Genomic DNA, 26,945 nt, shown 5'->3' with positions numbered 1-26,945 from the left:
TTCAACGCTACTTTGCAACAATATTTCTTAAATATTGTCTATTAATCTATGATTAATTAAAAAACTTGTTAATCAAGCCAAATCTATAATTATAAAAATTAATCTTGAATAGATTATAATAAATTCAGTATCATAATACGCGTTGGATTATTTTATAATATATCTTGTATACATTCCAGATTCAGAATAGTATTGGATTACAAAGGTTTCTAGCATAAACAGAAATATTGTTAATTTATTAAACATTTTCTTTATCTTTTAAGTTATTTTTTGTAACTTTATTCCTTAAAGGATGGTTTTTCTGTGTTGCGAAATATATTATCTTCAGTGGATAAAAAAATTTGGTTTCGATTGTTTAAGGAAAATTTCCGTAAACATATGAAATGGTACTCTATATCAATCGCTTCTATGATAATTGTGTCTACCACAACAGCTCTTAGTGCTTGGATAATGCGTGATGTTGTAAATGAGATGATTGTTTCACGCAACATAGTAAAGATCTTTACCATCTCTAGTATGGTAGCATGTATATTCCTTGTCAAGGGGGTCGCTTCTTTTTTACAAAGTTACTACCTCAGTCGCGCTGGTAATTCTATAATCGCTGAACAGCAACGCAAAATATATGATCGTTTATTACAACATGATATGACTTTTTATAACAGCAATCGTTCTTCTGAGTTACAAATGAGGTTTACACATGTTACTCAAACAGTTCGTAATGTTATTGATACCGTGATCACATCATTTGTTCGAGATCTTTTTTCTCTCATTGGATTGATTGTGGTAATGTTTATTCAACAGCCAATATTATCGATATCTTCACTTATTATAGGCCCGTTATGTATTTTAGGAATTCGTTTATTATTAAAACGGGTACGTGATATTACGCAAATAGGTTTAGTAGCTCTTGGACAGATTATTCAAAATCTTCAGGATACTATCATAGGTATTCGTGTTATCAAGGCATTCTCATTAGAAAATATTATGCGTGAACGTATGCAAAATGCAATTCAATCTGTAGAAGAGCGTGCTAATAGCATAGCTTTAATAGAAGCGGCTACTAGTCCAATAATGGAAACCATTTCGGGATTTGTAATTGCTGGAGTTATTGTTTTATCAGGTATTCTTGTTATAGAAAAAGGTAATACTCCTGGCGAACTTATGTCCTTTATTACTGCTTTGTTACTTGCGTATGAGCCAGCAAAACGTATTGCCCGTACACGTATTACCCTTGAGACAGGTATGATTGGTGTGCGATTTATGTTTGAGCTTCTTGATTTTCCGATTCATTTGAAAGAAAGCCCTGAAGCGATAAAGCTACCAAATGGAGCTGGAAAGATTGTTTTTCATGGTGTCAACTTTTCCTATACAAAGGACTATCCAATCCTATCAAATATAAATTTATGTTTTGATTCAGGAAAGATGACGGCCTTAGTCGGTCCTTCAGGAGGTGGAAAGTCAACTATTATCAATTTATTAATGAGACTTTATGATCCTGATTCTGGTTTCATTGAAATTGATGGAGTAGATATACGGAATGTAACTTTTGATTCCTTGCGCTCACATATTTCCTATGTTGGGCAAGATATGTTTTTATTTTCTGGAACAGTAAGGCATAATATTATGTTGGGTTGTCCAACGGCTTCAGAAGAAGAAGTTGTAGAGGCAGCAAAATCTGCTAATGCCCATGATTTTATTATGGATTTACCCCAAGGATATAATACTGATATAGGAGAGAATGGAGCAAATATTTCTGGTGGACAAAAACAACGTATATGTATTGCCCGTGCTATGTTACGCGACAGTCGTATTCTTATCCTTGATGAAGCAACAAGTGCTCTTGATTCAAATTCAGAAGCTTTAGTCCGTCAAGCTATTGCTAGATTAACTAAAGGAAAGACGACTATAGTTATTGCGCATCGAATGTCAACAGTTACTCAAGCTGACCATATCGTTGTTATTGAAGATGGCAAAGTAGTTGAAGAAGGAGTTCAGGAATTTCTCCTTGAGAGAGGAAGTGGTTTATATCGCAAATTATATAATGCTCAACTTCTTTTAAAATAATAAAAGTAGGTGCTCTTTGATTTTATATAAATTCTATGCGGGGAGGCCATGCTAATGAGTAATCAGCGCTTTCTAGTGATAAGTTAGGGTTATAATTTGGATCCTTAGTTAGGATATGACCCCAACGTTTTTTCATATATTGACATTCAGCATTAAATTTAGCTATTTTTTCTGGTGTATTTGCGTAACCACGTGTTTGTGACCCATAATTATACAGTTCGGCATAAGGTGTCCACACATTGTGATAACCTTTTTCCATTACCTTAATACAAAAATCTACATCATTAAAAGCAACTTTTAGGTTTTCTTCGTCGAAACCGCCTACAGCTTCATAGACTTTCTTGCTAACAACCATACAGGCTCCTGTTACAGCGCTTACTGAATGTATTAAATTCGTTAATCGAAGATAAGATGGCTTCTGTTTAGGTAACCCTGCATGCTTATGTCCAGCTATACCACCCAACCCAAGGATTATACCCGCATGTTGTAATGTATCATCATCATGCCATAAACATGCACCAACAGCACCAACTTTTGGCTGTATAGCTATGCTCACCATTTCTGATAACCATTCAGGAGTAATAACATCGATGTGATTATTAAGAAAACAGATATATTCACCCTTTATATGTTTTACAGCATTATTATTAAGCATTGAATAATTGAAAGGATAGGTATGATCGTGTAACAGATGAACATTTTTGTGTGTTTGTGCAACTTTGTTAATATATGAGAGAGTTTCTAAGTCATCTGAATTATTATCCACAATAAATAATTCATAATTAGGGTAGCATGTTTTTGTAAAAATACTTTCTAAGAATTTTTTTAAAATAGGTAAATTATTGTTATTTAGTACAATTAAGCTTACAAGTGGTGGTTTCTTAGGAAGTTCATACCGAACTCGATATCCATGATCATATATTTCTACTTTTGCCTGAATACCTTTACGAATAAAGTGATCTCCCAGAGCACGTAATGCTGCATTTCTTGCATAGGGCTTGCTATCAATATTTTTTGCTGTGCTGTTACAATGGCTACGCCAATGATATAGTATTATTGGGATATGTACAATTTGTTTAGGGTCGAGTTTTTCTAGAAATCTCAGTGCCAAATCATAATCTTGTGAACCGTCGTAGGCTTTACGCAATCCATTAAGTTCTTTAAAAATATCTGCTTTGTAAACACCTAAGTGACAGATCATATTGTGTGAATAAAAGAGATGAACATTAAAGTCAGATTTAAAATATGGAGAATATCGCTTATATCCGTTTCCTGAGATTTTATCTTCATCAGAATAAATTATTCCTGCGTTTGGATGTGCCATAATAGCAGAAATGACATAAAAAAGAGCTGTTGGATGCAAAAGATCGTCTTGATCTAAGAATGCTAACCATTCACCTGTTGCAAGTTGTGCTGCTGTATTGGAAGCATCCGATATTCCGCCATTTTCTTTACGAAAGACAACCTTAATTCGTTTATCATTTCTTGCATACTTTTCAAGAAGTAGCTTTATATTATTATTGCCAGAATTATCGTCAGCAACACATAGCTCCCAGTTAGAATAAACTTGAGATTGTATTGAACCTATAGAATCCTTTAACCAGTTTTCCTTAGCTTGATATACAGGCATAATGATAGAAATTAACGGCATTTTTTGCCAGCTAGAAATTATTTTCTCTATTTTAAGACGACAATCTCCATTAAAATTATCAAAATTATATACCCAGTTTTTATAATTTTTAGATTTTGTATTTAATCTTAAAAGATTTTTCTGAAGAGTATATTTTATATTTTTGAAATATTTTCTAATAGATTGCATTTTGATTCGTTTTTCCAATTATTATGGTTTTTAGGTGCAGAATTTTTGATATGCTCTTTTAGCCCAGTAATTATTGGGTAACCGAGTAATTTTTCGTCTGCGGCTTTTTTTCAATTATGTATAAAGAATTAGAAAAACTAATAGAATTAATCTGTGCTAAGGTTTGTTCTTTTATAACTAAGTCGGTATCTTTTAAAAAATTTTTATTAATAAACTCGGCACGGCTGTAATTTGCATTCCAATGATCATGATTTATTATATCAGAAAGAGATTTTAGAAAATTCATGGAAGAACTTTTATCAGTTAAACTTCCTTTGTAATCTTTTAAATAACTGCAATGTAAATCTTCAATGTTACAATCACCAGCAATAATTTTTATACGTCGATCAATATACTTCAGACCTTTACATTCTAGATTAATATCACACCCTATATGCACTGTGCTTTTCAAAAAAACCTTGCCCATATTTCTAGAGATCCCCCATTTTGCACTCCAATCTCTAACATTGTGATATTTTTTCCTCGATAAAGCTTAAATATACAATCATATCTTGTAATATAAGATTGTCATTTATCAGATATCTTTCCACCATGGATTTTATAAAGATCTACAAGAGACAAATTTGACATTATTCATGAGTTTTTGTATATGCGGCAGTAAGATACCTGTAATACAGGTTTAGGTTAGAGTCTATAATTAGTGACCGTTTTTTGATAAATATTTATAATTTTAATATTATAAATGTATACATATATAAATTTTCATTTTGTATTTGATCTATAAACAAATAAATTATTATAAAATTCTTTTTTAAAAGATTTATTTTAAAGATTAAAAATCTCTGGAACCTTATAAAAGGGTATGTATTGACTATTTTATTGGATAGAGAGCGCTCATATGAATTCTGTTAGAGTAGTTGAATATAAAAGATTTAAAGACCATCGAGGCTGGTTTTCAGAAACTTATAATTATAGACACCTGGAAAGCATTTGTTTGAGTGATGTTTTTGTTCAGGATAATCATTCCTTCTCCTTGTGCGCAGGGACTGTACGAGGTCTCCATTTTCAGAAACCTCCATATGCACAGGCAAAACTTGTTCGTTGTATCGCAGGTCGGATATTTGATGTTGCTGTTGATATACGAAGGGTTTCTCCGACCTGGGGTTGTTGGGTCGGAATAGAACTTTCTCCTGATACGAATTTGCAACTTTATATTCCTGTCGGTTTTGCACATGGTTTTATAACCTTAGAGCCTAAAACTGAGGTTGTTTATAAAGTAACGAATTTTTATTCTGCAGATCATGATACCGGATTATTTTGGAAAGATCCGGATATAGGAATAAAGTGGCCACTTTTGGAAGGTATGTCTATAAAAATTTCTGATAAAGACAAAATTTTACCTGGTTTGAAAGAGTTAAATAGCTCTTTTGAGTATAACGGTATTCCATTGCTGCCCCTCAATTTTAATTGAGGTTTATCATGCGAGTAATTATAACGGGCGGTGCAGGTTTCATTGGTTCAGCGGTATGTCGATATTTTGTTTCTGAAGTGAAAGCTCATGTTCTTGTCATTGATAAATTAACGTATGCTGGAAATTTTTCTTCTTTAAGGGATGTTTCAAATAATAGTCTTTTTTCATTCCTTCAAGAAGATATTTGTAACCGGGATTGTATTCAATCTGTTTTCAAAGAATTTCAGCCTGATGCGATCATACATCTTGCAGCAGAGAGTCATGTAGATCGTTCAATCATTGTATCACAAGAATTTATTTCCACGAATATTCTGGGGACTTTTGTTTTGTTAGAGGAGGCCAGGTCATGGTGGTTATCTCTTGTGGGAGAAGCAAAGCAGAAGTTTCGCTTTTTGCACATTTCAACAGATGAGGTCTATGGTTCCTTTGATAAAGGTTTATGCCAGGAGACAACAGTTTATAATCCATCATCTCCTTATTCTGCTTCTAAGGCAGCAGCTGATCATTTAGTCCTTGCCTGGGGGAGAACATATGGGTTGCCGGTACTTCTCTCTAACTGTTCTAATAATTATGGTCCCTATCAATTCCCTGAAAAGCTTATTCCTCTAACAATTCTTAATGCCATAAAGGGTCTTGATATTCCTGTTTATGGAGATGGTAAAAATATACGTAATTGGCTATATGTTGATGATCATGTTCAGGCATTATATAAAATACTTACTTTGGGCTGTGTAGGGGAACGATATAATGTTGGGGGCTTCAAAGAGGAGAGGAATAATCTTGATGTTATTGTTTCTATTTGTAGACTGTTAGATGTTATAATACCAACATCCTATCCGCATGCTGATTTGATTAAATTTGTAAAGGATCGTCCAGGACATGACTATCGTTATGCAGTTGATTCCTCGAAATTGCAGAAAGAATTAGGTTGGTTTGCGCAAGAAACTTTTGATAATGGTTTAGAAAAAACAATACATTGGTATGTTGAAAATTCTTGGTGGTGGCTTCCAATATATTCTGAAAAAATATTGGAATGTAAATCAGAGAAAGGATCTTTTGAATGAGGCTTCTTGTCATTGGGCATAAGGGTCAAGTAACCTCTTCTCTTATGCTTAATATTCAAAAAAAAGCTGAAATAATTCAAATAGGTCGTCCAGAATTTGATCTTCAAACCCATAAAGATTTTAGAGAGTTTTTTTTAAAAATCAAACCTGATATTGTTGTCAATCCAGCCGCTTATACATCTGTTGAGAAAGCAGAAAGTGAGCCAGAAACTGTTTTTGCAATAAATGCATATGGAGCCGGTTATATTGCCTCTGCAGCTGCGCATATTAATGTTCCCTGTATATATTTATCTACTGATTATGTATTCGATGGTTCACAAGTTTCTCCTATAGATGAAAATACTACACCGAGACCGCTTAATGTCTACGGAAAGAGTAAGCTTGCAGGCGAAGAAATGGTTATTTCTCATACGGATAATTATGTTATTTTGCGTACAGGGTGGATTTACTCTCCCTTTAACTCCAATTTTTTGCTTACTATGTTAAAATTAGCTGAGACACAAAGTGAAATTAATGTGGTTTCTGATCAATTTGGAACGCCAACTTCTGCTTTACACATTGCTGATTCCATTTTCAAAATTGCTCGTAATTTAATCATGTATCCTGAAGATAAAACACTGCGTGGCATATTTAATATAACAGCACGTGGTGGCCCTATCAGTTGGGCACAATTTGCTGAACAAATTTTTACTTTTTCTGGAGAACGTGGTGGTCCTGTTTCAAAAGTTCGGCATATTTCTACAAAAGATTATACTGCGGCAGTTCAGCGTCCAAAATACTCCTGTCTCGATTTTCATAAGCTAGAAAAAATTCATGATGTACGACACTCTCTCTGGAAAGACGAATTACGTGAAGTTTTTACTTTGTTAAACTGAGATAAAAATTTATAGCAAATGATTTGTATACACAAAAAGGTGATATATGAAAGGTATAATTCTTGCTGGAGGAAATGGTTCACGCCTCAATCCAATGACATCCGTAGTATCAAAGCAGATGTTACCTGTATATAATAAACCAATGATTTATTATCCACTGACTACTCTAATGGAAGCAGGGATCCATGAGATATTAATTATTTCTACACCACGTGATTTACCTGCTTTCAAACAGCTGCTTGGCTCTGGAAAACAATGGGGTATCAATCTTTCATATGTAGAACAACCTCTACCGGGAGGATTGGCGCAAGCATATATTTTAGGTGCAGATTTTATCGGTGATTCACCTTCTGCTCTCATCCTGGGAGATAATATCTTTTATGGAGATAAACTTCAGTATATATTCCAAAAAGCTTTATCACGAGAAGAAGGAGCTACAGTGATAGCTTGTTCCGTTCCTGATCCAGAGCGCTACGGGGTTGTTGAATTGGATGCTTCTGGTAAAGCCATTATAATAGAAGAAAAACCTGATTGTCCAAAAACAAATCTTGCTGTGACAGGGTTTTATTTCTACGATAAGGAGGTTGTTGAAATCGCACGTCAGCTTAAACCTTCAATACGTGGGGAGCTTGAAATAACAGACATAAACTGTTGTTACCTGAAAAATCAATCTATTTTTGTTGAAATTCTTGATGGAACTTCCAAATGGATTGATACTGGTACGCCAGCATCATTGGCAGATGCCACCGTGTTTATTCGGAATTTGGAAGAAAATCATAATATTCATATTGGATATCCTGAAGAAGTTGCTTATCGTCAAGGTTTTATAAGTATGAATGATTTTGTTAAACTTTGTGAAAACTATGGAAATAATCTTTATGGACAATATTTAAAAAGCATTTTTTAAATCTTTAGTCGATATATTCTTTACTACACGTATATTGTTTATTTCTTTAATTAGAGGATTATAATTTGAGCTCTTATTATTTATTTGCCTTTAAAATGTTATTTGCTCATAATAAGGGTGAATGATTTTTTAAAAAAAATACGATAAAAAGGCTTGATTCTGAAAGACGTTAATCATGTTTTTAAGGAACATCTTATAATCAATTAATCTAATAAAATATTAAACCTTGTTTTACTCTTTTGTATTTATATTAAACCTTTATTATATTTATGTAATATTTTTTCTTATTGAAGCCATTTAATTCCTTAAAGTGATAAAAGGAGTATAAAATTGTGTATATATAAGTATAGCTTTTTACTTTGACGGTTTATATTCATCTAGATCGCAAACTACCTTTACAGTTTGTATTGAATTTTAATACGCTTGATGGAGCTTTTTAATGTTACACGAGACTCCACTCATTACAACTATAATTTGGGGATTCGTGTTTGCCTTTTTATTAGGCTATATAGCAAATCGCTGTCGCTTACCAACGCTTGTCGGTTATTTGGTTGCAGGTATTCTTGTCGGTCCTCATACACCTGGATTTGTTGCTAATCAATCTTTAGTGCCTGAGCTGGCAGAGATTGGTGTTATTCTTCTAATGTTTGGGGTTGGTTTACACTTTTCTTTGAAAGATCTTCTATCCGTTCGTGGTATTGCTTTACCTGGAGCAATTGTACAGATAGCCTTAGCTACATTACTTGGTTGGGGAATGGGTGAGATTCTGGGATGGTCTACGGGAGGTAGTTTTGTTTTCGGTTTAGCACTTTCTGTTGCATCGACAGTTGTTCTTTTGAAAGCACTTCAAGAACGTCGGATTCTTGAAACTGAACGTGGGAAAATAGCTGTTGGTTGGTTAATTGTTGAAGATCTTGCAATGGTTTTGGCACTTGTTCTCATTCCTGCCGCAGGAATGAAATCAAAAGTTTTTTTATCAGCTGATCCAGTAGTATCAATGATTAGTAATCTCTCGGGATTTAATTTAGGAGTTCTTGGTCTCGTTATCATTACTTTGTTAAAAGTTGCTGCATTTGTTGGCGTTATGCTGATCTGTGGACGACGCGTAATTCCTTGGATACTTCACATGATTGTGTATAGTGGTTCACGAGAGTTATTTCGTCTTGGTGTCTTAGCTATAGCGCTTGGTGTTGCTTACGGAGCTTCAAAATTATTTGGAGTATCTTTGGCATTAGGGGCTTTTTTTGCTGGGATGATTTTGGCAGAGAGTGAACTCAGTCATAGTGCTGCACAGGAAAGTCTTCCTTTGCGAGATGCTTTTGCTGTTCTTTTCTTTGTTTCAGTTGGGATGTTATTTGATCCAAATATTCTTATTACAAGTCCATTTTTATTACTCATGACGGTATTGATTATTGTCTTTGGAAAGTCTCTAGTAGCTTTTTTTATTGTTATAGCTTTTCGTAGACCGGTTCTCACTGCCCTTACTATTGCAGCAAGCTTGGCACAGATAGGTGAATTTTCTTTTATTCTAGTCGGTTTAGGGGTAGAACTGGGTTTATTGCAAGAACAAGCTCGTGACCTCGTTCTTGCAGGAGCTATTATATCTATTATCCTTAATCCTCTTGTGTTTTTTATATGTGAATGTATTCGTCCTATGCTGGAAGTGCGTTTCATGAAATTCTTAGGAAAACAAGAGATAATAGGGAAAAAACTTATTGTTGATAAAGCTGTTACAGAAGATTCAATGAAAATTGTACCACAAGAGAATTATAAAGAGAATGTAGAGATAGAAGAATCAGTTAGTCAGCAAACTTTGCTTAATAATCATGCAGTTTTAATTGGCTATGGTCGTGTTGGTAGCATTATTGCTCAAAATCTTAAAGCAACAGGAATTCCATTTCTTGTTATAGAGGATTCAGAAAAGAGAATTGATGAAGTGCGCGCTTTTGGAATTGAAGCTATTTACGGGAATGGCACTATAGATCAAGTGATTGCAATGTCAAACCTTTCCGGGGCGCGTTCGCTTGTACTATGCATCCCTAATGCATTCGAGGCAGCCCATATTACAGAAGAAGCACGTAAAGTTAATCCGTCAATTCTTATTATTGCTCTTGCTCATTCAGAAGCTGAGACTGAGCATCTTATTCAGTATGGAGCAGATACTGTTGTTATAGGCGCACGAGAAATTGCTGCTGGAATGCTTGATAGATTAAATCAAGTGCATCATGAGAATATAACTTATGACCAATCACATGAAGCTCATGATAAGAAAGAAACCACAACAAACAAAAAATGAGGAATGTATTTTTATTTTTAAAATCTCAAAAAGAGAATTTTTCTGGTATTAAATAATATACTTTCTGATATAAAAAGTATGTATTTGTAGTTATTGTAATTCTTGTGAAGTCTTTTCATAAAAGAGGAAAGATTTTTATATATAGAGATATTCCATTATTGTGTTACTTGCATTTTTTGGTAGTACTTCTTACAAGCTATTATATTCAAGCGTTTTATGGAATCTAAATAGATGCGGACATCTCCTTGGCTCGTTGGTTTTTATATAAGTATTATATTCATTGGCATATTAATTGCTTTACCAAATATACTTCCTCTATCAGTGGTGAACCAAATGCCTTTCTTTATGCCAAAGAAGCGTATTTCTTTAGGATTGGATTTAAGTGGAGGATCGTATCTTGTGCTTGAAGTAGATGAAGCAGACTTGATACATGAACAGCTTCAAACACTTTTAAATGAAATACGTTTTATCTTAAAAAAGAAAAATATACCTACTGTTTCAGTTTCTCAATCAGATAAGAAGATTATTGTTGTGCTCCAAAATCCTGATAATCGTCAGGAAGTCTTTGAGCAATTAAAGTCTTTTTCTCAACCTATTGATTTTGATGTGATTTCATCTCCCAAAGATAGTTTAAAAATTGAGGAAACCAGTGAAAAAATTATAACTGTTAGTTTCAGTCAGTCTAGCATATCAAATAAAGTTAAATCTGCTGTAGAACAGAGTATAGAGATTATCCGTCAACGTATTGATCAAATTGGTGTCGCTGAGCCAACGATACAGCGTTTAGGATTAAATCGTATACTTGTACAACTCCCTGGAGAACAAGATCCATCACGTTTACGTAAGCTTTTAGGTACCACTGCTAAGATGAGTTTTCATATGGTATCAAAAAGTCTTCCTGATCAGAAGCCTCTTCCTTTTGGTGTTAGTTTATTAAAAGATGATAATGGGCAGAGCTATGCCATTGAAGATCGTATTGAAATTTCTGGTGAACGATTAAGCAGTGCATCTGCTAGTTTTGATCCGCAAACGCATAAACCTGTTATTGATATCATGTTTGATTCAATTGGAGCAAACCGTTTTGCTGAGATAACTCGTGATAATATAGGTCGTCCATTTGCTGTAGTTATGGATAACAAGATATTAACAGCACCAGTTATTAATCAAGCTATTCCAAATGGTAGGGCACAAATATCTGGCAATTTTACAGTAGAAAGTGCCAGTACGTTAGCTGCTATGTTACGTGCTGGTGCTTTACCTGCTAAATTAACAGTAATAGAAGAGCGTAGTGTCGGAGCTGATCTTGGAGCGGATGCTATACGTAAAGGTGTATATACTGGTTGTATAGGTTTTGTTCTCATTGTATTATTTATAGTCATTCTCTACGGAAGTTGGGGTCTTCTTGCTAATGTTGCTTTATTTATTAATGTTATTCTGACCTTTGCGTGTTTAACATTGATGGGTGCTACTCTAACCCTTCCAGGTATTGCTGGTATTGTTCTCGGTATTGGGCTTGCTGTGGATGCAAATGTTTTAATTAATGAGCGTATTCGGGAAGAGGTTAAGAAAGGCCGCAGTGCTTTTGCTTCTATTGATTTTGGTTTTTCTCATGCGTATTCAACGATTGTTGATTCTAATGTTACCGCGCTTATAGCAACTGTGATTCTGTTTTTTTATGGTAGTGGGCCAGTACGTGGTTTTTCTGTTACCATGGCTCTTGCTATCATAATCTCTATGTTTACAGCTGTTTCTGTTGTTCGTGTCATGATGATTGCTATTGTACGATATACAAAGATGAAGATTATTAATATAAAACCTCTTTTTGTTCGTAACTTTGTTCCTGAAAATATGAATATTCAATTTATGAAAGCTCGTTTTATAGGAATTGGTATTTCTTCTGTTATTTCTATTTTTTCAATAATCCTTTTTTTTACATCTGGATTAAATTATGGTGTTGATTTCCGTGGTGGTATTCAAATGGAAGTTTCTACTGAGAAGTCTCTGGATTTATCTACCTTTCGGTCAGGGCTTGATTCATTAAAAATAGGCAAAGTTGGTTTGCAAGCTTTTGAGGATGATAAGCATTTCCTTCTTCGTGTAGAGCATCAGCCTGGAAATAATGATGCTCAGTCAGACACAGTAAAATTAATTAAAGTGAAGTTAATGGAAATTGATCCTTTAGCACATGTTCAACGAGTAGAAATAGTTGGACCAAAAGTTTCAAACGAGTTAGTAAATTCCGGAATTATTTCAGTTGTTCTTTCTGCGATTGCAATGATGGTATATATCTGGATTAGATTTGAATTTCACTTTGCGATAGGTGCTATAATAACTCTCATATTAGATATTACGAAAACTTTAGGGTTTTTTTCTTTAACTGGAATTGAATTTAACTTGACAGCTATTGCTGCTGTTTTAACTCTTATTGGATATTCAGTGAATGATAAAGTTGTAGTTTATGATCGCATGCGCGAGAATATGCGTTTTTATAAAAATCTATCTTTGAGAGAAATAATTGATAAGTCTATAAATGAAACTTTAGGGCGTAGTATTTATACTTCAGCAACAGCTTTTTTGGCTATGTTACCAATGGCTATATGGGGTGGTAGTGCTGTCTCGAGTTTTTCAATTCCTATGGTTTTTGGAATTTGTGTAGCTGCTATTTCATCTATTTTTATAGCTGCGCCAATTTTACTTTTTCTTGGAGACTGGCGTAATCGTCATAATAACTTAGTGCAAAATAGCGTATCTGATACGGTGGCACATAAATAGATTTTTAAAATGGCCTATATTAAACTGATTTCATTCTATAAGTGATTTTCTTAAGCTTTAGGGCTCTTTATTATAATAGTTTTTTCATTGTGACATAGACACCTGGTGCTGCAGAAGAGGATTGAACTCTCGACCTCTCCCTTACCAAGGGAGTGCTCTACCACTGAGCTACTGCAGCATTAATTGCTTGCTATTAAACTATATGATTTCCATAGCTTTTGTATAAGAGCAATGAGTAAGTTTCCCTTTACTATATGATAAAGGTATAACATAATCAATGGATTAGGATAAGATACAACTAAAATCTTCCTATTGATTTTATTGAATAATTTCTGTCTTCTTGTTTTAACTCAACTCCCTCTGAAGGTTGTTTAGCCTGATAAGCAAGAGATCTCTGATCTGAATTCCTGAGTGTAAACTTCGGTTATATCCATTTTAGAGCATCCAAACATTGTAAGTATTCAAATGGCAGAACGTTTTATAGTTACCGGATTAATATGAAGAAAGAATAGTACAATGTCTACATTTATTATGGTCTTTATTTTTCTGGCTAGAAGGTCTGTATTCTCGTTGTATATCATAGTTTTTGTTAAACAATATGTAACAAAATCTTGAACTTTTAGATGCAATATGTATAGGTTTGTCGCTTGTCCTTATATTTGATCTCATTACAAGTTTCTGTAGAATTTTAAAAATCTTTATCAGCGTATTATAAAATGGAGATTGTAAAATGACGCTGATCTGAAAGCGGTCATAACCCGTCTGGAGCTAGAAATTATATTGTTATATATACTATAGTATCATAGATAAACCTTGTATGAAACGTTTTAAATTTGTCAAGAATTGGTAGGGAGATGTATGGATATTCATGATGTTGATGATAAACAAAAAGAAAAAGACACTTTTCCCTGTGTTAAAAGAAAGCATATAAATGCTCACAAGGATCGCAAAGAACGACTAGCAAGCATGTTGCGAAAAAATCTTATTCGTCGTAAAGAGCAATTAAGAGCACGTGCAGCAGATGTAAATAAAACTTATAATATACAAGATAAAGAATAATTGTTGGAACGAACAATTAAAATGTAGAGGATAATCTTTTAAAGAAAGGCATTATATAAATAGCATGGATTGTATAAGGGTTATAGGTGGTAACCAGCTTAATGGAACAATTCAGATTTCTGGAGCAAAGAATGCTGCATTACCATTAATGATATCATCGTTGTTAACCAGTGATACATTAACGTTAGAGAACGTACCTCACTTAGCTGATGTTGAGCTTCTTATGCGTATTTTAGGAAATCATGGAGTCGATATATCTGTTAATGGAAAACGTGAAAAGCAAAAAGATAAACATTCACGTACAATTCATTTTACTTGTCGAACGATTGTTGATACCACGGCTGTTTATGATTTGGTTTCTAAAATGCGAGCCAGTTTTTGGGTAATTGGACCTTTGTTAGCGCGTCAAGGGCATGCACGGGTATCCCTTCCAGGTGGGTGTGCAATTGGTATACGCCCTATTGATTTATTTATTGATTCCCTGACAGCTTTAGGGGCTACTATGGAAATTGATGGTGGTTATATCAATGCACGTGCTCCTAAAGATGGACTTGTTGGAACAAGTTATACGTTTCCTAAAGTTTCTGTTGGTGCTACACAGGTTATGATAATGGCTGCTAGTTTGGCACATGGAGATACAGTCATTAAGAATGCAGCACGTGAGCCAGAGGTAATAGATCTTGCTAAGTGTCTTAATGTTATGGGAGCTAAGATTTCTGGAGCGGGTTCTGATGTGATTACAATCAAAGGTGTATCTAGTCTTTCTGGTGCACGGCATAAAGTTCTTCCTGATAGGATAGAAACTGGGACTTATGCGATGGCTGTAGCTGTTTCAGGTGGTGATGTTGTATTACAAAATACTAATGCTTTACTTTTGGAAACAGTAATAGAAACATTGCGTCAAACTGGTGTGGATATAACAGTTCTTGATCATGGGATTCGTGTAAGAAGGGATAAGAGCAATAAACTAAAAGCTGTTGATATTGTTACAGCTCCCTTTCCTGGATTTCCAACAGATTTACAAGCTCAGTTTATGGCAATAATGTCTTGTTCATCTGGGATTTCATATGTTACTGAAACTATTTTCGAGAATCGTTTTATGCATGTTCAGGAGTTAGTAAGACTCGGTGCAAAGATCTCACTTTCCGGTCAAACTGCTAAGGTTGAGGGTGTAGAAAAACTTCGAGCTGCTCCAATAATGGCAACGGATTTACGAGCCTCTGTTTCATTAGTTATTGCTGCTTTGGCCGCTCAGGGTGAAAGCAATATTTCTCGTGTATATCACCTTGATCGTGGTTTTGAGAGACTAGAGGAGAAACTTAGAGGATGTGGTGCTTTAGTAGAGCGTATTGTTGAATAGTTCTTTCTAACAGGTTAATTTGCCTATAAGGAATTCTGGCTTTGTAATGTTTAAGAGATAGAATATCTTAAGAAGAATTTTTCATTTTAAATAATATGGTATGTTTTTTGAAGAGGGTAGCAGTAAATGGCAGTTTTTCTTGATGAAGAAGCAGAAAATTTTGAAGAACAATTTTCTACTTTTCTTGCTAAGAAACATCAAGAATCTGCAAATATTGATAATCTCGTTCGCTCTATAATACATGATGTACGTATACGTGGTGATATTGCATTAGCTGAGTATTCATTCAAGTTTGATTCTGCAGATTTTTCTAAATTACCGATGCGAGTCACAAAAGAAGAAATCTATCAGGCTATGGATAGCGTAGACTTCAAAGTTTTGGAGGCGCTGAAATTAGCAGCACAGAGGATAGAAAACTATCATGTCAATCAAATTCCTAAAGATGATCTTTACCAAGATGAAATAGGGGTCAAGCTTGGTTGTTTTTGGCGAGCTATAGAATCTGTTGGAATATATGTTCCTGGAGGAGTAGCAACTTATCCTAGTTCGGTTCTAATGAATGTAATTCCTGCTAAAATAGCTGGGGTTAAGCGTATTGTGATGGTAGTTCCTGCAGCTTGTGGAATTATTAATTCTTCTGTATTGGCAGCCGCACATATTACTGGGATAAATGAAATTTATCGAATTGGAGGAGCACAGGCGATTGCTGCTTTAGCATATGGAACAGAAACTATAAAGCCTGTTGTTAAAATTACTGGACCAGGTAATATTTATGTAGCAGAAGCGAAGCGCCAAGTTTTTGGAAGCGTTGGTATTGATATGATTGCTGGTCCATCAGAAATTTTGATTATTGCTGATCAGGATAATAATCCGAATTGGATTGCTGCTGATTTACTATCACAGGCAGAGCATGATTGTAATGCACAAGCTATTTTTATCACTGACAATCATTCACTGGCCGGTGCCGTAAAAGGCTCTCTTGAACAACAAATGTCAGGTCTAGAACGTCGTAAAATAGCTGCCGCTAGTTGGAATAATTTCGGAGCAGTAATTTTAATAAAAGATATAAGAAATGCTCCCTATTTTGTTAATCGTATTGCACCAGAACATCTACAGATAGCTGTAAAAGAGCCCAATGAATTACTGCCATATATTTTGAATGCTGGTGCTGTATTTATAGGTCGCTATACACCTCAAGTTATAGGAGATTACATAGCAGGTTCTAATCATATATTGCCTACAGCAGGTTCTGCTCGGTTTTCATCAGGGTTAAATGTCTTGGAATTTATGAAACGTATTCCAATTGTAGAACTAAATTCTGATCATTTGAATGCATTAGGAAATGTAGCCATGACCTTAGCAAGAGAAGAGGGGCTTGAAGCGCATGCTCATTCTATTTCTATTCGTTTAAATTCATAATCTATACAGAAGCAATGTAAATCATACTTTTAAAATTAAATATCTTCAGTCTAATGTTTCATAATTAAAAATTTGTATTATTAAGATTTTTTGCTTTATAATAACGACGCTTTTATTTTTATACCAAAGAGCAGATGGCATTTATAATTTCATGGATCCTTTTATCATTTTCGTGATTAGTTTTACGTACACGTACTAAACATGCTTCAGAATTAAGGATAATACCATCAGATAATCTCTTAAGATTATTTGCTTTTAATGTTGAATCTGTTGAGGTTATATCTACAATAATATCAGCTATACCTGCTGCTGGAGCTCCTTCAGTTGCTCCAAAGCTTTCTATGATTCTATACAATTGCATACCATAATTTTCTGAAAAGAATTTTTGTGTAAGGTTCCAATATTTTGTAGCAATTGTAATTCGACGATGATTTCGAAAATAGAAATCTTCTGCAACATCTACAAGATCAGCCATAGTATCTACATCTAACCATATTTCCGGAACAGCAACTACTAAGGTTGCTTGTCCAAATCCCAGACGTGCACAAAACTCTACACATAAATCAGCATTAGGAAGTTTTTCACGAATTAGATCTTCTCCTGTTATACCAAAATCTATAAAACCTGTAGCGAGATTACGAGCAATTTCCATAGAAGATAAGAAAATAATTTTGATATCTTGATAACCGTCTATACGAGCATTGTAAGAGCGATCAGAATTAACAGTTTCTATTTGGAATCCAGCACGTTGAAAAATAGCTTGTGCATTTTCTTTCATGCGGCCTTTTGAAGGTAATGCAATCGTGAGAGTCATTGATTTTTCTTGATTTGTTCAATTTTATCTAGTTGCAGAGAAAATCCTACTCCCGGTATATGTGTTTTTGCACCTAAAATAGTTAATAATTGGTCAAAACGACCGCCGTTAGCTAGAATAATATTATCTGCTTTTGTAGTTATTTCAAAAATAAGAGATGTATAATAGTTAACTGTTCGATGACCAAAAGAAGCACAATAAAATACATTACGGAGATCAATGTCAGTATTTTTTAACATAGTAGTGCGTTCATTTAACATAGAAATTCCTGTTTCTAAATTTAATTTATTTTTTGTGGAAAATTTTTGAAGAGCAGAGGATGCTTCTTTAAGAGGCAGGTGTATTGATAAAAATTTTTCTAAAGTTTGAATAGTTTCAGATTTAAGACATGTCTGTGAAAGAATATATTTTTCTTTTAATCTTTTTGCTATCTCTCTCGGTGAGCGACTAGTGTTATTAGAATAACTAGTAAAATGCATTCTCTCCTGAATATAAGAGATTAAGGCATCATCATCATCATTCAATAACCAAGAAGTGATTTTTTTATCAATGTTCTTCTGATATTGTGGTTTGGATAAAATTTCTAATAGAGATGAAATTCGTTCTTTGTTCCCGAAAGCATTAATAAATCTCTTTTGCCAAGTTAATGGTAGGCCTAATGATTGCAGTACTTCTGTAAAGATTTTCTGATCACCTATAATCATTTTAATTGGAAAATTAGGTAAAATTCTAGAAAGAATAGCGATAGCATCATTAAGGTTACGTGAGTCTGCGGTTTTAATATCTTTATATCCGAGATCTTCAATACCAGCTTGATAAAATTCAGTAGTATCTTCTTGTTGTTGACGAAAAACTTTTCCTAAATACCAATAGCGTTGTGGAGTATCAGGAGAAACTTTGATGTGGTGAAGACAAACTGGAATAGTAAATTCAGGTCTTAAACATAGATTTTCGCCTTTTTCATTTTCGATTAAAAAAATACGACGACGCAGTTCTTCACCACATGTATCAAGAAAAGGATCTGCAGGCTGGATAATAGGAAAATTAATATTTAATGCCTGACGCATTGAAAATTCATCTATAATGTCAAAGATAAAATTTTGAAAATCAATGATAGGCATATTTAATCTGTTATTCTTTTGAATGTATGTTAAGTATTTCCTTTACCTTTAAAACGAGTTCACATTCATTCACGATAGTTTGTGCTACGCGTGCTTCCCGCCAAGCTAAATTATTATCAATTTCTTGTGCAAGTTTTTTCCCTCTAATAAGATCTTTTATTTGTAATACGCCTTTATTACGTTCATCTTTACCTTGAATAATTGCAACCGGGGAGTTGCGTCGATCAGCATATTTCAATTGGTTGCCTAATTTTTTAGAATTTCCTTGAAACATTTCAGTAGGTATACCTGCTGTACGTAAAATTTGTGTGTATTCTTGGTATTTTCCAAGGCTATCCATATCGTAATCCATTACAGTAACCAACACAGGACCATATTTGGGTTTTATTTTTAATGTATTGATATTTTTCAAAGCAGAAATCAATCGAGAAAGTCCTATAGAAAAACCAATTGCTGGGATGTTTTGTTCTCTAAAACGAGAGATAAGTCCATCATAACGTCCACCGCCACCAACAGAACCAAATACAATTTCTTCATTTTTTGTATTTGTAACAGGAAATTGCAGCTGTGCCTCGTATACAGTGCTAGTATAGTATTCAAGGCCTCTAACTACTGAAGGAGATATTTTAATACGATCAGAGTTATAACCTGCTCGTATCATAAAATCATTAATAATATTTAATTCAATAAGACCTTGCTCTCCTGTAGCTGTTCCATTAACAAGTTTTTCGAGATCATTCATAGATTGTTTATAATCTGTAATAGAAATAAATAACATAAGTGTATCTATTTGCTTTGATGTTAAATTCGCTCCTTTAGTAAAGTCACCAGATTCGTCAACTCGCCCTTCTGCAAGCAATAACTTAACACCTTGCAGCCCAAATTTATCTAACTTATCAATTGCACGGAGAACAGTTAACTTTTTTTCAGATTTTTCAAGATGAGAAAGTCCAATTTTTTCTAGAATCCCATCAAGTATTTTTCGGTTATTAATAACAATTTTATAATCACCACGTCTTATTCCAACCGCTTCCAGTGTATCAGCCATCATCATACACATTTCTGCGTCTGTTTGTTCTCCTGTTGCACCAATATTATCTGCATCACATTGCATAAATTGACGAAACCGTCCAGGACCTGGTTTTTCATTACGGAAAACATGACCAAAACGATATGTACGATAGGGAAATTGTATCTCCTGAAAATTTTCTGCAACATGACGTGCTAAAGGTGCCGTAAGATCATAGCGTAGACTCATCCATTGATTATCTTCATCTTGAAGTGAAAAAACAGCTTTATTAGGTCTATCATCATCACATAAAAACTGTCCTAAGGCATCAGAATATTCTAAAAGAGGTGTTTCAATAGGATCAAATCCATAACGTTCATAGACATCACGAATAATATTCATCATTTTTGTCATCATACGCACTTCATTAGGGTTATGATCAACGAAGCCACGAGGAAGAGAGGATATTAGTTTAAGTGGCTTCTCAATTTTTTTTTTCATATTTAACTTTCATCTCTATATGTAAAGAGAATTTATTCTAGAGAATTGAATGCAGTACAATTAATTTAGAAAAGATTTAAATAACTCACAATATAAATAGAACCATTAAAAGAAAGTTGTTTAGGAAACTTGTTATTTAACAGATTTTCTAAGAAAGCTTTAATTATATGTATATATTTCCAATGTGTTTGTCTTTAAAAAGAGTGTTATATATTAATTATCCTAGAGAATAGTATTCATAAAATCTCTAAAATAAGTTTTTTATTAATGATTTGATGTATTTTTTCTATTATAGGTAAAAGAATATCCTCCTCCTATTGCAATATTAAGATTTACATAATCCTTTGCCAATTGTTGTGCAGATGTAGAAAAATCAACTTGAGCTGAAGCAACAGAGCGTTGTGCGTCAAGGACATCAAGCAATGAAGCAATTCCATCACGATAGCTTGCGGTTGATAGTGATAATGCTTCTTTATAAGAATTAACTTGTGCACGTCGAGCTGACAATGTTTTTCTATCTCGATGTACAGATACTAAAGTATCTTCAACTTCTTTAATTGCGTTTAAGACTGTGGTTTTCCAAACAAGATATTGTTCTCTTGCAGCAGATTCGGCAATTTTTAAATTTGATTGAAGATATCTACCATCAAAAATTGGTAATTTAATACTTGGACCGAGAGACCAGGGGCTCAAATCACTACTTGCTTGACGAGTGCTTATATTTGAAAAAAATATAGAGCCATTTAATGAAAGTGATGGATAGAGCTGAGATTGAGCAACTCCTATTTTTGCTACATAAGAAGCAAGTTTGCGTTCAGCTTGGCGTATATCTGGACGATTACGGATGAGATCTGCAGGAATGCCAACATTAGTTTTTATGAAAGCAATAGGTTGTTGGCGTTTCTTTTTCATATAAGCTAAAATTTTATCTGAAGGTTGAGCAATCAAAAGTGCTATGTTATTCACAGAAATTCGAAAATTTTTCTCAAGATCAGGTATAGCTGATAAAGTTGTATTTACTAGAGCTTCTGCTTGAACAACATCTAATTTTGAAGCCGCTCCTGCATTAAGTTTAAAACGAGTTAATTCTAGCGTTTGTTTACGGGATGCTAGATTTTCATAAGCTATTGATAATCGTTCTTGATAATAACGTGCATCTATATATGAAGATAGCAAATTAGAAATTATAGAAAGTCTTACAACATCTGCGGAAGCATATGTAGCATCAAGATTTGCTAATGAACTTTCTTTTGCACGGCGATATTGTCCAAAAAGATCAATAAGCCAAGAAACATTAAAACCAGCGCTAGCAGTATTCCTTATTAACTTATTATTCTCACCGGTCGAATTAGATAATGTGTTTGATGATGAAGTGACTAATGTAGGAAAAGAACCAGATTCTGAAGCTGTAACGCTTTCTTTTGCAGCAGTTATACGCTCCATTGCTTGGAGCAATGTAAGATTTTGGTTTAAAACGACTTTAACTAATTGATTAATGTGGTCATCATTAAAAGCTGTCCACCATGGTAATGTTGAAATGTTCCCTAAACTTCTGATTTCTCCTTCAGAGAATTTCTCTGGTAATGTTATTTCAGGAACTTTATGATTAGGGCCAACAGTACAACTTGAAAGGATAACCGTAAGTATAGATAGAGTAAGGAAAAACTGAATAACCATTATAAAATTTCCATTAAAAATCAGAAACTGTCGTTTCATAATTATTTTATTTAATCTTTACTATTCTATATTCTTTTTATCAAACTTTTTATCAAATTAGAGATTTGATTGATGAATACAAAAAAGTAAGGGACAAATAATATTCCAACAAAAGTTGATAGTATAATACCCCCAATAACACCAATTCCTACAGAATGTTGAGCTGCTGAGCTTGCTCCAGTTGCTAATGTTAAAGGTAAAGTACCAAAAATAAAAGCCATTGAAGTCATTATTATGGGTCTTAAACGTAATTTTGAGGCTTCTAAAGTTGCGGCAATTACATTCATTCCTTTATTGGTGCGCTCCTTGGCAAATTCTACAATCAGAATAGCGTTCTTAGCTGCTAAGCCTATTGTGATCAAGAGGCTAACTTTGAAATATATATCATTGGATTGATTAGTAATCATAGCTGCTCCAAGCGCACCAAATATGCTTATGGGAATTGCCAAGAGAACTGAAAATGGTATAGACCAACTCTCATAAAGAGCAGCTAGACATAAAAAGACAACCAATATTGATAACATATATAAGAATAAGGACTGTGAACCCGACAACTTCTCCTGATATGAAATACCTTCCCATTCAATTGAATATCCACCAGGAATGCTAGAAACTATATTTTCTATTTCATTCATTGCAGTACCGTTAGAAACACCGTTAGCAGCAGAGCCATCTATTTTAATAGCCGTTGTTCCATTAAAACGTGATAATTTTGCAAATCCTTTAATCCATTTTATTTTAGAGAAAGATGAGAAGGGTACCATTTCTTTGTTGGTATTTCTTACCCACCAAAACCCAAGTTGATTCGGTTGCATACGCCATGAAGAATCAGCTTGCACAATAACAGGCTGTCTATTGTTATTATAAGTAAAGTCATTAACATAAGTTCCAGAAAAGATAGTTGTAAGCATTGAGTTAACATCTGCAATATTTACATTCATAGCTCCTATTTTTTCTTGATCAAGGATAATTTTCATTTGTGATTCAGCTTCGCCATTTTGTAGACGCAGTGACATCACTTTTCCAGTTTTACTGGCAGTTTGTATGAGAGTTTTTGCAGTTTGTATGAGAGCTTCCTGTCCTTGATTTTTATTATCTACAAGGTACATAGAAAAACCGCCAGAATTCCCTAAGCCATTTATCTCTGGTGGCAATACAGCAAAAATTTTAGCATCACGTATACTTGAAAAATACTGCATAGCATGTTGGGCAATTAATTGTGCAGTTAATCTACATGTAAAACAATCTTTTAATTTATTAAATAACATAGCATGGTTTTGTTTACTACCAGCAAAAGAAAAACCAAGTACCCCAAAAACAGAATTTACATCTGGCAAGTTTATGTAATATTCTTGTACTTTTTTCAGTATATTTTCAGTACGGTATGCAGTGGCATTTTCAGGGGTTTGAATTATAGTCATTAACGATCCTTTGTCTTCTTGAGGTATAAAAGAAGAAGGGATACGTTTAAATATCCATAAACACATGACACATATTATCATAAAAACAACTATCATCTTTAGAGGGTGTTTAAAGGTATTACTTACAAATGATATATATTTCAGATTAATTTTTTCAAAAATTTTATTAAAAAGATGAAAAAATTTATTTTCAGATACCTCGTTTGCAGGTTTAAGAATACTGGCACATAATGCTGGAGTGAGTACAAGTGCAACTATGGCTGATAGCAACATAGAAGAAATAAGAGTTATAGAAAATTGGCGATAAATAATACCTATAGATCCACTTAAAAACCCCATAGGAAGAAAAACAGCACTTAAAACAAGTGCGATACCAATGATTGCATTTGTAATTTCAGACATTGATTTTTTGGTTGCTTCTTTAGGAGATAGATTTTCTTCTCGCATAACGCGTTCAACATTTTCTACAACTACAATAGCATCGTCTACTAATAAACCAATAGCTAATACCATTGCAAACATAGTCAATAAATTTATAGAATATCCTGCTATTGATAAAGTTGCTAATGTTCCCATCAATACTACAGGGATTGTAATTGTTGGTATAATTGTTGCTCTTATGTTTTGTAAGAATATTAACATGATTACAAAGACTAACACAATTGCTTCAATAAGGGTTTCTAATGTGTTCTTTATTGAAGATCGTATAAAAGGTGTTGTATCATAAGGTATTTCAACTTTTGTTCCTTCTGGAAGACTTTTCGCGAGAGAGGAGAGGGTGGAAAGTACATTATTAGCAGTGCTTACGGCATTGGCACCACTAGCAAGATTTACTGCAAAACCAGAAGCAGGGCGTCCGTTATAAAAGGAATTGTTTCCGTAAGTTTCTTGTCCTATTTCAATTCTTGCAACATTAGCTAGTTTTACAAAGCTACCGTCTGTATTTGTTTTAAGAATGATTGATTCAAAATCTGAAATTTGTGTCAATTGACTTTGTGCTACAATAGTAACAGTTATTTGTTGTTCTTTCGTTGTTGGCTGTCCTCCTAAAGACCCAACTGAAACTTGTGTGTTTTGATTTTTAATAGCTGTAATTACATCTAAAGGAGTCAAGTTATATTTTTTAAGTTTAAACGGATCAAGCCAGATACGCATGGCATAGCCAGATCCAAAGATTGAAACATCTCCTATACCAGATAAACGCTTGATTGGATCTTTGATGGTAGTCTTAACAATATTCCCTAATTCTGCTGTAGAGTATTTGTTATTCGTAGAAACTAATGCAGCTACTAAGAGTATTGACGATGATGATCGAGTTACAGTAACACCTTCAGTTCGTACAGTTTCAGGAAGTTTTGATTCTATTAGCTGTATTTTATTTTGTACTTCTACCTGTGCTGTATTGGGATTTGTTGAATTGTCAAAAGTCAATGTAACTGTAGCTTTATTAGCAGTTGAAGAGGACTCCATGTATATGAGGTGCTCAAGATTATCAAGCGAATCCTCAATGATTTTGGTTACCGATTTCTCTACTGTTTCTGCGCTAGCACCATTATATTGAGCAGAGATCATTATCTTTATAGGTGCAATATCAGGATATTCTGAAACTGGGACGTAAAAAGTTAAATAAACTCCACTGAGAGTTATGATAATTGCTATCACCCAAGCAAAAACTGGACGGTTGATAAAAAAATGTGCCATAACGTATCTCTCTGAGATGGATCAGTTTGTAGAAGAAGTTGTTTTTTTATCTGTTATCAATCCTTGTGCATTTATAAAAACTTCTATGGGTTTAACTTTTTGTCCAGTAGCTATGGTTTGTAATCCATCAACAATCAAACGATCTCCATTTTGAATATTTTCATTAACTATCCAAAAATTGTCTAAAGCAATGCTATTTTTGAAGTGTTTCTCTTCAACTTTTCCTGTGTTATTAGAAATAAAAAATGCTGTAAGGTTTCCTTGAAGATCATGGCTAGCAGCAAGCTGCGGAATTTTGAACCCTTCCTCAGTACTGACTTGTACTTCTGCTCGTACATACATTCCAGGAAGAACAATATGTTCAGGGTTTGGAAATGAAGCACGAATATAAGAAGTGCTTGTTGTTTCTTGAATAACTATATCAGACATATCTAGTTCCCCAGGAAATTGATAAGGAACATCTCCTTCAAGAAAAAGTTTTATTGCAATATTACTTTTTTTAATATTACTAGGATTTTTATTGTTTTTATCTCTTAATAAGAGCTCTTCAACACTGGATTGAGATAGCTTGACGTATATTGGATTGATTTGTCTTATTGTTGTTAATGCAGAACCTTGATTTGCTGTGACAATGTTGCCTACACTATAATTGGAAAAGGTAGTAACTCCATCAAAAGGAGCGGTAATTTTTGTATGATCAAGATTAAATTGTGCTATTTGAACAGCTGCTTTTTCTGCTTCAACGTTGGCGTATGCTTGCGACAGTTCCATTTGATGTTGTTCATATGCCATTTGTGTTGCTGCTGTACCTGAAAGTAATTTGTATCGTTCTAGATTTGCTTTTGCGTTTGGAATGCTTGCGGTTGCTTTTTCTAGATTTGCTTTTGCTTGTAGCAGGGTTGTATAATATAGGTCATCTTCTATTAGATAAAGTATATCATCTTTTTTTACATTGCTTCCTTCTTTGAAAAGAATTTTTTTAATTTTCCCTGATATTTGTGGGCGAATTTCAGCTGTTTTATAAGAATCTGCTCTTCCAACAAGGATAACTTTTATAGGGTAAGTTTCTTTTTTTAAGGAAATTACTCCTAATTTTTGTTCTTTTTCTGGTATTTCTTCTTGTTTTTTATTAGAACAGCTAGTTATAAAGAAAAAATTTGTTGAAAGAATAATAACAACTAAGCAGCGTTTTAGCATCATTTTTCCTAAAAAATTACAACTATATTTATATGTTATAATCTTCTATAAAGTGTTTAAATTATGTATTGCAATACCTATAATTAAAAGTATCGATTGCGGTTAATAAAGTGATAATTCAAGGCTTGATTTTTAAAAGTAGTACGAAAGGTTTTTTCGTATTCGGCTAAGGAGAGGTGTGTCGTCATTATCAAAAGAAAACTTTAAACCAGTTATTCTTTCGTGTACATTTATATAAATATCAGATGTTTGATGAATGAGCTTGCTTGGAATGGTAGGGATCTGTTCTTTATATGGGTTACATTTTTCAAAAACCCATCTGCGAACAAAATCCTTGTCTAGGCTTATAGGTGGGACTC

The 26,945-nt window shown here is 33.8% G+C and carries 19 protein-coding genes and 1 tRNA gene (1 of these 20 running past the window's edge); 10 read left to right on the top strand and 10 right to left on the bottom strand.

The window, feature by feature from the left end; translation table 11 throughout:
• Window positions 1–303 precede the first annotated feature (303 nt).
• Window positions 304–2,064 carry an ABC transporter ATP-binding protein gene (locus tag B488_RS04870; protein ID WP_015273420.1) on the top strand — a complete coding sequence of 587 codons (1,761 nt, stop codon included), beginning with the start codon at window positions 304–306 and terminating at the stop codon, window positions 2,062–2,064.
• A gap of 22 nt (window positions 2,065–2,086) precedes the next feature.
• On the opposite strand, the gene B488_RS04865 is transcribed toward B488_RS04870, so the two are convergent.
• Together B488_RS04865 and B488_RS04860 are read right to left on the bottom strand one after the other, a co-directional pair.
• A complete protein-coding gene (locus tag B488_RS04865) occupies window positions 2,087–3,883 on the bottom strand; it encodes a glycosyltransferase family 2 protein (RefSeq protein ID WP_015273419.1) in 1,797 nt (598 codons plus the stop codon).
• A gap of 70 nt (window positions 3,884–3,953) precedes the next feature.
• A complete protein-coding gene (locus B488_RS04860; protein WP_015273418.1) occupies window positions 3,954–4,349 on the bottom strand; it encodes a hypothetical protein in 396 nt (131 codons plus the stop codon).
• Between the two features lie 432 nt (window positions 4,350–4,781).
• Here B488_RS04860 and rfbC point away from each other — a divergent pair, with 432 nt between their 5' ends.
• The 6 genes from rfbC to secD all read left to right on the top strand — a co-directional run bounded on the left by rfbC (window position 4,782) and on the right by secD (window position 13,268).
• Entirely contained in the window at window positions 4,782–5,354 is a 573-nt protein-coding gene (gene rfbC, locus B488_RS04855; protein ID WP_015273417.1) for a dTDP-4-dehydrorhamnose 3,5-epimerase, read from the top strand.
• 8 nt (window positions 5,355–5,362) lie between these two features.
• Entirely contained in the window at window positions 5,363–6,418 is a 1,056-nt protein-coding gene (gene rfbB / locus B488_RS04850) for a dTDP-glucose 4,6-dehydratase (protein WP_015273416.1), read from the top strand.
• Entirely contained in the window at window positions 6,415–7,293 is an 879-nt protein-coding gene (gene rfbD, locus B488_RS04845) for a dTDP-4-dehydrorhamnose reductase (RefSeq protein ID WP_015273415.1), read from the top strand. The genes rfbB and rfbD overlap by 4 nt, the downstream gene beginning before the upstream one ends.
• Window positions 7,294–7,339: 46 nt before the next feature.
• Window positions 7,340–8,200 carry a glucose-1-phosphate thymidylyltransferase RfbA gene (gene rfbA / locus B488_RS04840; protein ID WP_015273414.1) on the top strand — a complete coding sequence of 287 codons (861 nt, stop codon included), beginning with the start codon at window positions 7,340–7,342 and terminating at the stop codon, window positions 8,198–8,200.
• A 439-nt stretch (window positions 8,201–8,639) separates the two neighbouring features.
• Window positions 8,640–10,496, top strand: a complete 1,857-nt coding sequence (locus tag B488_RS04835; RefSeq protein ID WP_015273413.1) for a cation:proton antiporter domain-containing protein — start codon at window positions 8,640–8,642, stop codon at window positions 10,494–10,496.
• A gap of 231 nt (window positions 10,497–10,727) precedes the next feature.
• Window positions 10,728–13,268 (top strand): protein translocase subunit SecD, encoded by a 2,541-nt coding sequence (secD, locus tag B488_RS04830; protein ID WP_015273412.1) that lies wholly within the window; start codon window positions 10,728–10,730, stop codon window positions 13,266–13,268.
• A 103-nt stretch (window positions 13,269–13,371) separates the two neighbouring features.
• Here the strand turns inward: secD and B488_RS04825 are convergent.
• Window positions 13,372–13,446: transfer RNA gene (locus B488_RS04825), tRNA-Thr, on the bottom strand.
• A gap of 680 nt (window positions 13,447–14,126) precedes the next feature.
• On the opposite strand from B488_RS04825, the gene B488_RS04820 reads away from it, so the two are divergent.
• The 3 genes from B488_RS04820 to hisD all read left to right on the top strand — a co-directional run bounded on the left by B488_RS04820 (window position 14,127) and on the right by hisD (window position 17,106).
• Entirely contained in the window at window positions 14,127–14,327 is a 201-nt protein-coding gene (locus B488_RS04820; RefSeq protein WP_015273411.1) for a hypothetical protein, read from the top strand.
• Between the two features lie 64 nt (window positions 14,328–14,391).
• Window positions 14,392–15,687, top strand: coding sequence for a UDP-N-acetylglucosamine 1-carboxyvinyltransferase (gene murA, locus B488_RS04815; protein ID WP_015273410.1), 1,296 nt, complete (start codon window positions 14,392–14,394; stop codon window positions 15,685–15,687).
• Window positions 15,688–15,813: 126 nt separating this feature from the next.
• Window positions 15,814–17,106, top strand: a complete 1,293-nt coding sequence (gene hisD / locus B488_RS04810; RefSeq protein WP_015273409.1) for a histidinol dehydrogenase — start codon at window positions 15,814–15,816, stop codon at window positions 17,104–17,106.
• Window positions 17,107–17,224: 118 nt separating this feature from the next.
• Here hisD and hisG read toward each other — a convergent pair whose 3' ends face one another.
• The 7 genes from hisG to B488_RS04775 all read right to left on the bottom strand — a co-directional run.
• A complete protein-coding gene (gene hisG / locus B488_RS04805) occupies window positions 17,225–17,920 on the bottom strand; it encodes an ATP phosphoribosyltransferase (protein WP_015273408.1) in 696 nt (231 codons plus the stop codon).
• Window positions 17,917–19,041: an ATP phosphoribosyltransferase regulatory subunit gene (locus tag B488_RS04800; protein ID WP_015273407.1), complete on the bottom strand. Its 1,125-nt coding sequence runs from the start codon at window positions 19,039–19,041 to the stop codon at window positions 17,917–17,919. The genes hisG and B488_RS04800 overlap by 4 nt, the downstream gene beginning before the upstream one ends.
• A gap of 10 nt (window positions 19,042–19,051) precedes the next feature.
• On the bottom strand, window positions 19,052–20,551 hold the full coding sequence (hisS, locus tag B488_RS04795; RefSeq protein ID WP_015273406.1) for a histidine--tRNA ligase: 1,500 nt from the start codon (window positions 20,549–20,551) through the stop codon (window positions 19,052–19,054).
• 264 nt (window positions 20,552–20,815) lie between these two features.
• The gene (locus B488_RS04790; RefSeq protein ID WP_015273405.1) at window positions 20,816–22,228 is read right to left on the bottom strand and encodes an efflux transporter outer membrane subunit; all 1,413 of its coding nucleotides are present in this window, start codon (window positions 22,226–22,228) and stop codon (window positions 20,816–20,818) included.
• Window positions 22,229–22,293: 65 nt separating this feature from the next.
• Window positions 22,294–25,389: a multidrug efflux RND transporter permease subunit gene (locus B488_RS04785; RefSeq protein WP_015273404.1), complete on the bottom strand. Its 3,096-nt coding sequence runs from the start codon at window positions 25,387–25,389 to the stop codon at window positions 22,294–22,296.
• Window positions 25,390–25,410: 21 nt separating this feature from the next.
• On the bottom strand, window positions 25,411–26,586 hold the full coding sequence (locus tag B488_RS04780; protein WP_015273403.1) for an efflux RND transporter periplasmic adaptor subunit: 1,176 nt from the start codon (window positions 26,584–26,586) through the stop codon (window positions 25,411–25,413).
• A gap of 132 nt (window positions 26,587–26,718) precedes the next feature.
• Window positions 26,719–26,945 carry the 3' portion of a phosphoribosylaminoimidazolesuccinocarboxamide synthase gene (locus tag B488_RS04775; RefSeq protein ID WP_015273402.1) on the bottom strand. Its footprint extends 715 nt past the window's final position, so the window shows 227 of its 942 coding nt (coding positions 716–942); its start codon lies off the right edge, out of view; the stop codon is at window positions 26,719–26,721.

The sequence above is a fragment of the Liberibacter crescens BT-1 genome (genome assembly GCF_000325745.1).
Taxonomy (GTDB): domain Bacteria; phylum Pseudomonadota; class Alphaproteobacteria; order Rhizobiales; family Rhizobiaceae; genus Liberibacter; species Liberibacter crescens.
Note: the sequence above shows the minus strand (reverse complement) of the source record. Positions and strands in the feature narration are given on the sequence as shown.

Bases quoted from the DNA above. Each gene is read 5' to 3' on its own strand.
- B488_RS04865 (WP_015273419.1), bottom strand. From the start codon at position 3,883: ATGCAATCTATTAGAAAATATTTCAAAAATATAAAATATACTCTTCAG.
- B488_RS04860 (WP_015273418.1), bottom strand. From the start codon at position 4,349: ATGGGCAAGGTTTTTTTGAAAAGCACAGTGCATATAGGGTGTGATATT.
- rfbC (WP_015273417.1), top strand. From the start codon at position 4,782: ATGAATTCTGTTAGAGTAGTTGAATATAAAAGATTTAAAGACCATCGA.
- rfbB (WP_015273416.1), top strand. From the start codon at position 5,363: ATGCGAGTAATTATAACGGGCGGTGCAGGTTTCATTGGTTCAGCGGTA.
- rfbD (WP_015273415.1), top strand. From the start codon at position 6,415: ATGAGGCTTCTTGTCATTGGGCATAAGGGTCAAGTAACCTCTTCTCTT.
- rfbA (WP_015273414.1), top strand. From the start codon at position 7,340: ATGAAAGGTATAATTCTTGCTGGAGGAAATGGTTCACGCCTCAATCCA.
- B488_RS04835 (WP_015273413.1), top strand. From the start codon at position 8,640: ATGTTACACGAGACTCCACTCATTACAACTATAATTTGGGGATTCGTG.
- secD (WP_015273412.1), top strand. From the start codon at position 10,728: ATGCGGACATCTCCTTGGCTCGTTGGTTTTTATATAAGTATTATATTC.
- B488_RS04820 (WP_015273411.1), top strand. From the start codon at position 14,127: ATGGATATTCATGATGTTGATGATAAACAAAAAGAAAAAGACACTTTT.
- murA (WP_015273410.1), top strand. From the start codon at position 14,392: ATGGATTGTATAAGGGTTATAGGTGGTAACCAGCTTAATGGAACAATT.
- hisD (WP_015273409.1), top strand. From the start codon at position 15,814: ATGGCAGTTTTTCTTGATGAAGAAGCAGAAAATTTTGAAGAACAATTT.
- hisG (WP_015273408.1), bottom strand. From the start codon at position 17,920: ATGACTCTCACGATTGCATTACCTTCAAAAGGCCGCATGAAAGAAAAT.
- B488_RS04800 (WP_015273407.1), bottom strand. From the start codon at position 19,041: ATGCCTATCATTGATTTTCAAAATTTTATCTTTGACATTATAGATGAA.
- hisS (WP_015273406.1), bottom strand. From the start codon at position 20,551: ATGAAAAAAAAAATTGAGAAGCCACTTAAACTAATATCCTCTCTTCCT.
- B488_RS04790 (WP_015273405.1), bottom strand. From the start codon at position 22,228: ATGGTTATTCAGTTTTTCCTTACTCTATCTATACTTACGGTTATCCTT.
- B488_RS04785 (WP_015273404.1), bottom strand. From the start codon at position 25,389: ATGGCACATTTTTTTATCAACCGTCCAGTTTTTGCTTGGGTGATAGCA.
- B488_RS04780 (WP_015273403.1), bottom strand. From the start codon at position 26,586: ATGCTAAAACGCTGCTTAGTTGTTATTATTCTTTCAACAAATTTTTTC.